General features: G+C 37.7%; 13 protein-coding genes. All 13 read right to left on the bottom strand.

From position 1 onward, the window contains the following. Nucleotides 1-71 precede the first annotated feature (71 nt). Nucleotides 72-824 (bottom strand): hypothetical protein, encoded by a 753-nt coding sequence (locus ASF92_RS04820; RefSeq protein WP_056088543.1) that lies wholly within the window; start codon nt 822-824, stop codon nt 72-74. Further along, a complete protein-coding gene (locus ASF92_RS04815; protein ID WP_056088540.1) occupies nt 805-1,374 on the bottom strand; it encodes an RNA polymerase sigma factor in 570 nt (189 codons plus the stop codon). The genes ASF92_RS04820 and ASF92_RS04815 overlap by 20 nt, the downstream gene beginning before the upstream one ends. Before the next feature lie 377 nt (nt 1,375-1,751). Next, the gene (locus ASF92_RS04810) at nt 1,752-2,909 is read right to left on the bottom strand and encodes a hypothetical protein (RefSeq protein WP_056088536.1); all 1,158 of its coding nucleotides are present in this window, start codon (nt 2,907-2,909) and stop codon (nt 1,752-1,754) included. Nucleotides 2,910-3,112: 203 nt separating this feature from the next. Next, the gene (locus ASF92_RS04805; protein WP_056088531.1) at nt 3,113-3,673 is read right to left on the bottom strand and encodes a CopD family protein; all 561 of its coding nucleotides are present in this window, start codon (nt 3,671-3,673) and stop codon (nt 3,113-3,115) included. 14 nt (nt 3,674-3,687) lie between these two features. Continuing rightward, nucleotides 3,688-3,975, bottom strand: a complete 288-nt coding sequence (locus tag ASF92_RS04800) for a type II toxin-antitoxin system RelE/ParE family toxin (RefSeq protein ID WP_056088528.1) — start codon at nt 3,973-3,975, stop codon at nt 3,688-3,690. Beyond that, complete coding sequence (locus tag ASF92_RS04795) at nt 3,963-4,142, bottom strand: hypothetical protein (RefSeq protein WP_056088525.1); 180 nt, start codon at nt 4,140-4,142, stop codon at nt 3,963-3,965. The genes ASF92_RS04800 and ASF92_RS04795 overlap by 13 nt, the downstream gene beginning before the upstream one ends. 90 nt (nt 4,143-4,232) lie before the next feature. Next, nucleotides 4,233-5,258, bottom strand: a complete 1,026-nt coding sequence (gene hemE, locus ASF92_RS04790) for a uroporphyrinogen decarboxylase (RefSeq protein WP_056088523.1) — start codon at nt 5,256-5,258, stop codon at nt 4,233-4,235. A 212-nt stretch (nt 5,259-5,470) separates the two neighbouring features. Then, entirely contained in the window at nt 5,471-5,986 is a 516-nt protein-coding gene (locus tag ASF92_RS04785; protein ID WP_056088519.1) for a hypothetical protein, read from the bottom strand. After that, nucleotides 5,986-6,690: a response regulator transcription factor gene (locus ASF92_RS04780; protein WP_056088516.1), complete on the bottom strand. Its 705-nt coding sequence runs from the start codon at nt 6,688-6,690 to the stop codon at nt 5,986-5,988. The genes ASF92_RS04785 and ASF92_RS04780 overlap by 1 nt, the downstream gene beginning before the upstream one ends. An 8-nt stretch (nt 6,691-6,698) precedes the next feature. Beyond that, complete coding sequence (locus ASF92_RS04775) at nt 6,699-7,565, bottom strand: sensor histidine kinase KdpD (RefSeq protein WP_056088511.1); 867 nt, start codon at nt 7,563-7,565, stop codon at nt 6,699-6,701. 356 nt (nt 7,566-7,921) lie between these two features. After that, nucleotides 7,922-9,292: a glutamate-1-semialdehyde 2,1-aminomutase gene (hemL, locus tag ASF92_RS04770; RefSeq protein WP_056088509.1), complete on the bottom strand. Its 1,371-nt coding sequence runs from the start codon at nt 9,290-9,292 to the stop codon at nt 7,922-7,924. A 161-nt stretch (nt 9,293-9,453) separates the two neighbouring features. Further along, on the bottom strand, nt 9,454-10,422 hold the full coding sequence (gene hemB / locus ASF92_RS04765) for a porphobilinogen synthase (RefSeq protein WP_056088506.1): 969 nt from the start codon (nt 10,420-10,422) through the stop codon (nt 9,454-9,456). A 132-nt stretch (nt 10,423-10,554) separates the two neighbouring features. Then, nucleotides 10,555-12,135, bottom strand: a complete 1,581-nt coding sequence (gene hemC / locus ASF92_RS04760; RefSeq protein ID WP_056088503.1) for a hydroxymethylbilane synthase — start codon at nt 12,133-12,135, stop codon at nt 10,555-10,557. Nucleotides 12,136-12,480: the final 345 nt, after the last annotated feature.

Below are 12,480 nucleotides of genomic sequence, written 5' to 3'. Positions count from 1 at the left end.
TTATCTTGCCATCCTTAAATCCTGGTTTATCTTATAATCCTGAAATCTTGGTTGATCTTGGTTAATCCTGATTATTTTTTCTTTTTTCCAAACTTAAAAGGCCCGATGTTTATCGATGAAAGTGAAGAATCATCATCATCTGTACGGAATTGGATAAATTTATCTTTCCTTTTATCCACTTTGTTAACAATTAAGTTTACGACATCGCCTACGTTTCTAATGCCTTTGCTTTCTACCTGGTTGTCATCTTCAATTACTTCATCAATTCTAGAAGCTGTTGCGGTAGATGCCAATACGGTTTCCTGATTTACTTTTGAAACCGCGTCCTCAATCTTAGCTTTGATATCTTCTTTCGGTTGCTCTACCTTCGCAATTCTGGTTTCCTGTTTCTGCATTTCAGGAGCTATAACTATTTTTTGTTTTTCTACAACTTTAGCATTTTCTTTAACCGTAGTTTTTGCAACTTGGTCCACAGACTTTAATGTAGTTGGTAAAGTTGGTTCTAATTGTTCTTTTGGAACCTTAACCGTTTCATCAGAATCCTGACTAACTTGCGCCTTATTTACTGGCTTTATTACTTTCGGCTCAACGTTGCTTGCAAACTGTTTTGGTTTAACTTCCTGCTGCTGATAAAGCAAGAACCCTACCGTGGCAATTAATAAAACTGCTGCTGCAGATAACCAGTAAACAGGAATAATCCTTTTTTTCTTTGGTTCGATTTCACTTTCTATGCTGCTCCACAAATCCCTCGATGGGGTAATTTCAGCATTTTCGAAAGCATTTTTAAATAATTGATCAAAATCCTTATCCTGTATAGGTTGCATAACCAAATCCCTCCATTTTTATAATTTCTTCTTTTAATATTGCTCTGGCTCTCGACAGCTGCGATTTACTGGCACCTTCTGATATACCCAGTGTTTCGCCGATTTCTTTGTGCGAATAACCCTCAATCACATACATATTGAAAACCATTCTGTAACCATCGGCCAGTTTTTGTATCACTTTCATCAAATCCTGCATACCTAAAGTACCGAAATCGAATCCCGTTGAGGGTTGCTCATAAGCCTCGTCGATTTCTACCACATTGAGGCTACGTAAATTCTTTCGGTAACTCTCGATAGCTGTGTTTACCATCACCCTTCTAATCCAGCCTTCAAAAGAGCCGTCTCCCCGGTAGTCTTTAATTTTTTGAAAAATCTTAATGTATCCGGTCTGCAATATGTCCTCAGCCTCCATTCTGTCTTTCGCATAACGCATACAAACAGCCAGCATTTTCGAAGCAGTTTGCTTGTATAGCAGCTCCTGCATCTTCCTGTCGCCGGCTTTGCAGCCCTCCATCAAATCGTTTATCGTATAGCTTCGCGTCAATTTCATTGTGTGTTTGTATATAGAAGATGGCAGATTACAAACATTGGTTGCATCGGAAGTAAGAAAAAGTTAAAAAAAGTTAAAATATATCTTTATACACTGATTGTCAAGAACATAAGTGTCGAATAAATTTTTTAGAAAGATATAGTTTTTTAATTCGGAAAGCAATGGCAGGCGCATTTTTGAAACGTCAGTCCCGCTATCCGCTTCAAAGCCTCGGTTCGTTCCTCACCTTCGTGTTTTTCGCTGTTATCGGGTTTAGCTGGCAGGGACTTCCAAAGAGTTGTGGAACTTCGGAAATCTATAAAACATAAAACCCCTTAGTTTTAAAACCTAAGAAGTTGATATCTTGTGAGAATAATCACCCTCAACCTTCCTGCCTTCTACCTTCCATCCTTTTTCACTTTAAACAATTTAAAATCCTGTTTATAGGTCAGGAAAAAAGAGTGGTTGAATTGAAGTTGTTTATCCATATTATCTAAATCGATATGCGGTTCAAAGCGAACATCAAGATACAAATGAGGAATCAGTTCCTTTTGATAAGCATAACGTAACGAAACAATATTTCGGCCACTTTGCTTTAAACCATTGGTGTACAAATTACTGGAAACCGATTCATAGAGCGGCATACCTTTGATAGAGATGAAGTTATTTCCTTTCCAATAAGAGGCAACCAGACTACCCCATTTACTTTCTACGCCTGCATTCAACCACATCCCAAAACCACCTTGATAAGCACGCCTTTTATCAGGGGAAAGATCTTTATAAATGGCGATGTAGTTATCGGTATAAATCTGTTTAATGTTCGTATTAATTTCCTTGTGCAATTTCAATCCCGTAGCACCATTAAAAACGGTACTAATCGGAATTTCCTTTAATACATCAATTTGTCCGCCCTGGTGGAAAGCCAGAAACTGTGCAGGAAAACTAAACTTCCATCCATTGTCTTCTGCAATTGTAGTTTCGGTAGATAAACCACCAATGATTTCTTCTTTTGCAGCCTCACCGGTGTAAATCATTTTCTGCCATGCAATCCAGGCATCCAAATTAAATTTTTTCCTTTCAACCAAAAGCTGCGTTCCATACTCAATTGGCGTGGTTATGGTTCTTTCAAAATCGTAAAGCGGCTCAATGTATTTATGCTGAATTCCACCTTCTAAACTACCAAAGATTAAAGTTAAATTTCGTTTATGGTATTTTAAACTGAACAATGGTTTTGCATCTGATATTCCATTCCTACCAAAATCTTTTCGAATAAAAGCACCCGCGGTTATGGCCAGATTCGGATGTGCATAATAGACGATTTGTGGTTGCAACTGTGTTCCATATAAGGTATAACCATCATGAAAATCATTTGTATACTCGTAATTCCTAACGTAGTTAAAATTATAGAAATTGAAATGAACTTCGTTGGTCAGATTGCTATCCGGACGAATTCTGTTTTCCAAAGCCGATTGATTGAACTGTGCTGAGGCGAAGTAAGAACTAAAAAGAAAAGATAGGAAGAATAAGGCTTTTTGACGACCAATGGTTGTAAACATGTGTTTGGTTTTATCCCACAAATTTAGAATAGTTTTTCGTAAAGTATAAAGCCGCAAGTATCTGGTATCAGGAATTGAATACAAGTTGACGCAAAGGAAACAAAGTTAATATGAGTTGACCACCAAGACACAAAGGACACAAAGTTTCTAACACCTTTACTTACAAACATATTTTGGTGGCTTAGTGGCTTTGTAGTACCATATTATTCGCCACGCTTCTTACGGTAATTTTTATACAGCTTCACAGCAATCATAATCGCCATTGCAATCCCCATTATACCAATTAACCCATAAATCCAGTTGATTGCATTCTTAAGGATAACCACGAACACAATTGCAATCATAAAAATTGTAGCCAGTTCTCTCCATAAGCGAAGTTGAAAACTACTCAATTTAAATTGATTGTTTTTTAACTGCTTTACGATGTTCTGGCAAATAAAATGATAAATCAAGAGTCCAATTACTAAACCAAGTTTTACATGCATCCAATCGGTCTGTAGCAATCCTTGATGCAAGGTAAGCATGGAAACCCCGGCTAAGACTGAAATTATCATTGCTGGAGCACAGATAATTTTCCATAGCGTGCCTTCCATTTTAACGAACTGATTTACCAGGATTGTCTTTTCAGGTTCAGGTTTATCGTTAGCCTCAGTATGGTAAATAAAAAGACTTAAAATATAAAATAATCCTGCCATCCAACTAATTACAAATACGATGTGTACGGCAACAAAGTAATAATAATATGGTTGTAGGGTTTCTATCATTAGAAAGGCAAATATTATAAAAATGGTTGGGAGGCATGATGAATTGTGATGATCTCTACTGTATCTATTTCTCGGTCGAAAAAATAAATAATACGATAGTTGCCCTCAATAAGTTCACGAATAGCTTCATTATCTCTTTCAGGAACAATTCGACCTAATTCTGGCATTCCCTTTAAAATTTTCGGCTTGTTGAAAAGTTTTTTGATTAGAGCTGATGCAAAATTATCAGAATACTGACTGTGGAAGTTTGCAATATTATTTAAATCATCAATAGCTATTTCAGTCCAGACTATTTTAGCCATCTGTCTAATTTTTGTTCAGCGTCTTCTTCGGAATAAACCTTACCCTCCTTTACCTGATTCAATCCTACATCAATCTTTTGAAGTAATAAGATCCTTTCTATTAATTCGTCAGCAGAAAACTCGTCTGGCATCTCTTTCAAAGTATCAATGATTTCAGCCTTTTTCATTAGAAAAATTTTAAATTAAATGAGAATTTATATATCCAAATATAACGATTTACGCCCGCTGTTCAAAGTCCCTTTAGGGGATTTAGGGATCTAATACCTAAACTCCTTAACAACTTCAATCGCATACTTCACATTATCGAAAGGAATATCTGGCATAATACCATGACCTAAATTGAAGATAAAACCTTCCGTTCCACGCATGCGTTCGAACAATTTATGAATTTGCGTTTTGATTACGGATTGGTCAGCATATAAAATGTGTGGATCTAAATTCCCCTGAACGGCAATCCCTGCCGGCAAAGCATTTTTAATGTTCAATAAATCTGCATTCCAATCTACCGAAATCACATCTGGTTTTGCTTCAGCCATAATCGGCGCAAAAACTGAACTTCCTTTACAAAAAGAGATAACCGGAATGTCTTTTCTATTTAAATTCGAAATAATCTCCTGAATATAGCGATGAGAGAATTCCTGGTAATCGTTCCACGATAAAGCGAGCGCCCAGCTATCGAAAATCTGAACAGCATTTACACCCGCAGCAATCTGAAGATTCAGATAATCAGCCGTTACCTTAGCAATTTTAGCCAAAAGCTTGTGCGCCAGTTCGGGTTGGTTGTGTATAAAAAGCTTTGTTAACTTAAAGTCTTTGGAAGAACCACCCTCAATTAGGTAACTCATTACCGTAAAAGGTGCACCGGCGAAACCAATTAACGGAATACTTCCATTCAAACGTTGCTGAATTACTTTAATCGCATCTGCTACGTATTGCAATTCATCTAAACAATCAACATTTAAGTTGTCTATATCCTGCGCATTACGCACGGGATTTGCAAACTTTGGACCCACACCCTGAGTGAAACTCAAATCGCCACCCATGGCCTCACCAGTTACCAAAATATCACAAAATAAAATTGCTGCATCAATGCCTAACAAATCAACAGGTAACATTGTAACATCGGCTGCAATTTCGGGAGTTTTACACATCTCTAAAAAAGAGTATTTGTTTTTAATCTCCCAATATTGCGGCATAAAACGACCCGCCTGACGCATCATCCATACTGGCGGGCGCTCCGTTTGTTTTGAAAATGCAGCGTCTAAAAATAAATTGTTCTTCATGATTTGTATTTGTATTCTTCAGTCAACGTCACCCTGAAATTAGTTCAGGGCCTTAACAGCAAAAAAAGATGCTGAAATAAATCCGATAGCCATCGGATTAGCAAGACGATTCGGCTAAAATTTTAATTCTGCAAAGGTATAAAATAAAAAAAAACGAAGTACCTTTTTATTCCTAAACCGGCGCTTCGTTTCTCAAAATGACAATACGAATATTATAATTTGCTTATTTCTCTCTCAATCTTAAGAATTATATCTTTTGAACGTGTAGATTCTGCAAGCTCTTTAGCTACTTTTACATAAGCCTCCGCCTTTTCCTTATCCTTTTTCCGCAAAGCCAGATTGGCTAAATGAATCAGAACAAATGACTTTTGGGTTTTCCCGCCAACCGGAAAGCGGCTTGCCAGTTGGAAATGGTATTCAGCCTTATCCCAAAGTTCTTCTTTCAAGGCCATATTGCCCTGCATAAATTCGTAATAACCTCTTCGGTTTTTCGATAGTCTTTCCGGATTCGGCACTTCAGCCAGCATTAGCTTTGCTTTCTCAAACTCATTATTCTTAAAATATTTGGATGCCATTAAAACAGAACTGTGCCTGAAATGACTCCAGATAACAAAAAAGAACAGAAAGCCTGCAACCGCAGCCAGCTCATATTGAATAAAAAACACGCATACCAAAGCGGCCAGTAAAAAGACGGCCATCAACGCATACCTGCCTAAGCTATTGTACATTAATGAATATCGGTAAATTTATAACCTACACCACGAATTGAGTGAAAATAAACCGGGTTTTTCTGGTCTGGTTCAAAATACTTTCGGAACGTTAAAATGAAGTTATCAATCGTTCTTGTTGATGGATAAACATCATAATTCCATACCGTCTCCAAAATCTGTTCACGAGAAACTGCATCGTTTTTACGTTCGATCAATAGTTTCAATAACATCGTTTCCTTTTTGGTTAAAGGTGTAATGGTACCATCATCGTGTTTTAATTCAAAAGAGTTGAAATAAATTGTTTTATCACCGATTTTGTAAGAATTTAATTCTTTTAAATCGTCCGATTTCAAACTGCGTTTGACTAAAATACCAACACGAAGAATTAATTCTTCTAAGTTGAAAGGCTTAACCAAATAATCATCTGCACCTTTTTTCAAACCTAAAACACGATCCTCTGAAGTGTTTTTAGCGGTTAAAAACATAATCGGAACTTCTGCGTTTTCTAAACGAATTGTTTCACATACCTGGAATCCGTCCATTTCAGGCAACATGACATCTAAAACAATTAAGTTAAAGCGTTCTTCTTTAAAAATTTTAAGAGCGGTTTTGCCGTCTTTAACGGCATGAACTTTATAACCCTCAAGTTCAAGGTTTAATTTGATAGCATCTAACAAGTGGTCCTCGTCTTCTACCAATAGAATTCTTAGTTTTTGTGACATAATTGAGATTAACTAAATGTTACTTCAAAAATACTTCCTTGGGGCAAATTGTCTTTAACTGTAATATCTGCATCATGGTATTGTAAAACCTCTTTCACAATAAACAAGCCTAAACCTGTTCCTTTCGCTTTCCTGACATTCTCATTACCAACGCGGTAAAATTTATCAAATATCAACATTTTTTCGGCATCTGAAATACCCGGGCCTTTATCTATTACACTTAGTTGAATATGTCCGTCAACTTTGTTTAAAAGCACATTCACCTCGTCGCAGGGACTTGAATACTTGACTGCGTTCTCTATTAAATTAGTGACTACTGACGATAAGGCAAATTTGTCACCAACCAACTGCAAATTTGGCTGAATTTGCACATTAATCAGTTGCTCGTTACCACAAGAATGAACCTGCAGCCTATCCGTGATTTTATATACCAATTCAGAGAAATTAAATTCCTCTTTTGGAAAACTGTAAGAACGGTTTTCAATTTTAGTGGCCAGCAACATATTTTCAACTAAATCATCCAAGCGTTCTATGTCTTTTAATGAGTTATTCAACAAAGAGACCTGTCTGGCTTTGTCTAAATCTCTTTTAACAATAGTTTGAATAGAAAGTTTGATTGCGGCTAAGGGCGATTTCAATTCATGTGTAATCGACATCAGGAAGTTTTGCTGTTGTTCTTTCAACTTATCTTCACGCTTTAAAGATTGATGTAAAAAATAGCCGCCAATACAAAGCAGAAACAAAAACACCGAACCCTCGCCCATAATCATGGTCATTCTGCTTGGTTGCAAACGTACCACTAAAGTCCCCCAGGAAATAAGTTGGATTAATGCATAGAGCAATAGTGCGTAAAATATAACAATGGATTTCTTCATCTGTCTTTACCAGGATTTTTATGATCTAAGGATTTAAAGATTTATCCATTAAATCATAGTATATATTATCGCTATGGTTCGTGTCCTCACGAACCATTTAATTCTTATTATTTAGAAAGCAAGTTCCTGTTCACTAAGGTTAGATCGTTCCCGATTTTCGTTTCTGCCAACTAAAAACCAGCATTTGTTTCAATCTGGTTTAGAGAACCTGGGCTTATGCAACAAACTTAAAAACCATCCTCAACCTCCCGATTAAATTGGGAGGAATTTCCCTCAAAGTTTTATAAACTTAATTTATATCATCTAAAAACCTCTGTGTTCTCTGTGAAAATCTCAGCGTCCTTTGTTGTTAAATACTACTTCTTAAACACCAAGTCCAATGCTTCAAAAATAGCTCTTTTCGCTTTCTCCAGTTCAATTTTAGTATGTGCTGAAGATACAAAACCAACTTCATATCCCGATGGGCCTAAATAAATTCCCCGATTCAACAATTCACGGTGCATGATTTTGAATTTCTCCATACTGCTTGCATCAATATCGTCAGCTGACTGAATTTTATCCTTATCGGTAAATGCGAACCAGAAAATAGAACCTACAGTAAACACCTTGAATTTATAATTTCTTGCAGTAGCAAACCGCTGGATACTTGCTACAAACTCCTGCGTTTTATTATTTAAATCTTTGTAAAATCCAGATTTATTCAGCTCGGTTAAAGTTGCAATACCTGCAGCCATAGCCACCGGATTGCCCGATAACGTACCCGCCTGGTAAACGCCACCATCAGGCGAAATATGGCTCATAATTTCTGCAGAAGCACCATACATACCAACAGGTAAGCCGCCACCAATAATTTTGCCGTAGGTTACGATATCCGGTATGATACCATAGTAAGCAGCAGCGCCCTCGAAACCAACTCTAAAGCCAGTAATAACTTCATCAAAAATTAAAAGCGAATTGTTCTCCTTACAAATTTTGCGCAGGAAATGAATGTATTCTTCATCCTGCATAATTAATCCGTTATTAGCAGGAATACCCTCGATAATTACCGCAGCAATCTGATTTTTAAATTGCGAAAAAGCCGTTTCAATTGCATTTTTATCATTTAAAGGAATAACGATGGTTTCTTCAGCAAAGGATTTCGGTACGCCTGCAGAAGAGGTTTCGCCGAAAGTAACCAATCCTGAACCAGCTTTGACCAGAAGCGAATCGCTGTGACCGTGATAGCAACCTTCAAATTTTAAAATCTTGTCCCTGCCAGTAAAACCTCTTGCCAAACGAATGGCTGACATTACAGCTTCTGTTCCAGAACTTGTAAAACGAATTTTCTCTACAAAACGATTATTCTTGATAATCAGCTCTGCCAGTTCATTTTCTAATGCAGTTGGTGCACCAAAGCTCATTCCATTCTGCATCACTTCGATGACTTTTTCCCTGATTTTCAGGTTATTGTGACCTAAAATTAATGGGCCCCAACTTCCACAAAAATCAATGAATTTGTTTCCATCCGCATCCCAAACGAAGCAACCGTCACCTTTTTCAATAAAGAGAGGTGTTCCGTAAACCGATTTAAAAGCCCTAACCGGCGAGTTTACACCACCAGGGAAATAAGTTTTTGACTTCTCGTATAACTCTGCAGATTTTACCCTTGAAATATCAGGCTTACTTCCTGTATTTACCGGAATATCTGCCTCGTTGCCTGAAAACATTTTCTTTAATGAATCTAACATTTTTATTAAGGTATAAGGTAAAAGGCGTAAGGTTTAAGGTTTAAGGTTAAAAGCACTGAGCCTAAAAACTTAACATCGCAATACCTATTTTTATTTATTGAGTGGAAATGTTATGGGATTGGCCAAGAAACCTTAAGCCTTAAACCCTATACCCTCCACCTTTAAAGCCATTCGTTATTTAAAATATCTTTGATGTGGTATGTGGTAATTATACTTGCGCCAGCTCTCGCAAATGCATGCATGGTTTCCATCACCACTTTTTGTTCATCAATCCAGCCGCGTTCTGCAGCTGCTTTGACCATTGAATATTCACCTGAAACATTATAAACAGCAATAGGCAAGTTTGTATCCTGTTTCAAACGTTGGATAATATCAAGATAAGCCAAACCTGGTTTCACCATTAATACGTCTGCCCCCTCCTGCTCATCAAGCTGTGCTTCGCGTAAAGCTTCGATCGGGTTTCTAAAATCCATTTGATAGGCCTTTCTGTCGCCTTTGCTTGGCGCACAATCGGCCGCTTCTCTAAACGGGCCATAATAAGCAGATGCGAACTTTGTAGCATGACTCATAATGGCTGCATTTACAAAGCCATTTTTGTCTAACAAATTACGCATGGCTTCAATTCTGCCGTCCATCATATCCGAAGGAGCAAACATATCGGCACCTGCCTGAGCATGTGTCAAAGCCATTTTCGCAATTACATCAACCGTTTTATCATTTTGAACGTAATCGTTCTCCATAATACCACAGTGACCGTGAGTAGTGTAAGAACAAACGCAAACATCGGTAATAACATATAAATCTTCACCGAATTGTTTCTTCAACTCACGAACCGCGGTAGGAACCAAGGAATGGTCATGATACGCCGACTTTGCATCAGCAGATTTATCATCGCCGACGCCAAAAAGCATGATTTTATTCAAGCCTTTCTTCATCCCAGCTTCTACATCCTTAGTCAACATATCAACCGAATAGTGGTTAACACCTGGCATAGCTTCAATGGCATGTGTAACATTCGTTCCCGGCACCACAAAGTACGGATAGACAAACATATCCTTCGATAGTCGGGTTTCGGCTACCATCTCTCTAACCAACGGGTTCTTCCTTAATCTTCTCGGACGGTGTAACATTTTATTAGTATCAAGTATTTAGTATCAAGTATCAAGACTTGAGTATTGTATTATTTTTCGGGAATTTAGCTTTTTGCGGTCATCATTGCGAAGCTGCTATTTTTCCGCTTTAGACTTTGGTCTTTAAGCTCTTTATTTTATTTCTAATCCAAAAACGGCTTCCGCTAACCCAATTTCATCTGGTGCGTATGGTAATGTATACCTCACGCCCATTTCATCAAATTTCTTGCCGGTAGAATTTCCAATTGCAATCACTTGTTGGCCAGGCTCCAATAAATTATCAGCAAAATACGCATCCACGTTTGATGGACTGGTAAAAATCAAAACGTCAGCAAAACTTTGGTCAATATTTTCTTCAATCACCGTTTCATAAATTGGTAAGTCGATAATTTTTGCATCAACTGGTAAAGATTTCTGAATCGATTGTAACGAGTCCTGTGCCCTTGGAAACAAAATGTTTTTACCAGAAACCAATTTCGCAAAATCTTCCGCAACCTCACTAATGTCGCCACTTGCACCAACAAAATCGGCAAAATGATTAAACTTGCGTAGAGCATCTTCCGAACCTCGTCCTACAACACCAAACTGTGTTTTCTTTGGCAATTGTGGCTTTAAGTTGAAAAAATATTCCACACTGTTTCTACTGCTAAAGAAAATCCAGTCGATATTTTTTAAAATAAACTGATCTAAAACAGTCACAATTGGAAAGGTACGAATCAAAGAACGACCCTCAATTTCTATATTATTGCTTTCTAAAGCTTTACGGAAATAACTATGCTCGCCAATTTCACGAGAGATAAAAACCTTTGCAGGTTTTTTTCTTTCTTTTGAAAATTTGGCTACTATTTTTTCTGCTAATCCAACTGTTGTTTCAGAACGTAAGAACAAACGCTCAGGAAAATCGTCGGCAGTTTCCGCTTTGGAAGTCCATACTTCGAAGGCGCCGTCTTCTTTTTTGCAATAACAGCCTAAAGGCATGTGGCAGCCACCCTCAAAAAGATTAAGCACCTTCCGTTCTACACCAACCTCTTCAGCAGTTGCAGCATCATGCAGTTTTTGAAGTGCATCAAATAGCTCGTTATCATTTTCCCTGATTTGGATAGCCAAAGCGCCTTGAGCCGGTGCCGGCACAAATTCAGTTGGTTCCAATTCTTCAACGTGAAATTCGCTGACATCTAACCCCAAACGTTTAATTCCGGCTTTAGCCAACATAACTGCATCGTAATTTTCATCACGAAGTTTTTGAATGCGGGTTGGAACATTCCCACGTAAATCTTCTACTTCCAAATCAGAACGCAAACCCAAAAGCTGCGCCTTCCTCCTGTTTGAAGATGTACCCACCATAGCGCCTTTTTTCAAGGAAAGCTTTTGCGAAACATCAACACAATCTTTTAAAATCAAAAGATATTCGGTCGCTTCTTCACGTGGTGGAATGGCAGCGATAGTTAAACCCGAGGGATGCGTGGTTGGCAAGTCTTTAAGGCAGTGTACAGCCAGGTCGATTGTCCCACCCAAAAGCTCTTCTTCCAGCTCTTTGGTAAAAAAACCTTTACCCTCCAATTTATCCAAACGTAAATTCAGGATTTTATCGCCTTGTGTTTTAATAATCTTAATTTCTGCCTCAATGCCAATTGCCGCCAATTCATCTTTAATATGATTGGCCTGCCACAAAGCAAGTTCGCTACCGCGTGTTCCGATGGTTAATTTCTTCACTGTTTTGTTAAATGATTTGCAAATCTAACGAAATACGGCTTTATCCAATAAAATGTTTAAAAATGAGACAGTGAGGTTACATTAAGTAAGTTCGAAGTTGAAAATATAAAGTTCAAAGTTGAAAACTGTAATTTGTATATAACATTGAGGGAAACTCCCTCCTTATTTCGAGGAGGAGTCGGGAGAATAGTTTTTGAGTTAAAAGCTTACTCTTGAATTCTATAAAACTCGTTGGATTGAAAATGCTTTTTGATATATTGATGAGAAAGACTGCCACGTCATTCCTCACGCATTGACGACATAATGAGAAAAAAAAGCTGCAAAAAGCTTTGAACGAAAAGCGGA

The organism is Pedobacter sp. Leaf176, from assembly GCF_001424305.1.
Taxonomy (GTDB): domain Bacteria; phylum Bacteroidota; class Bacteroidia; order Sphingobacteriales; family Sphingobacteriaceae; genus Pedobacter.
The sequence above is the reverse complement of the archived record's forward strand: the minus strand, read 5'-3'. Positions and strand labels throughout refer to the sequence as shown.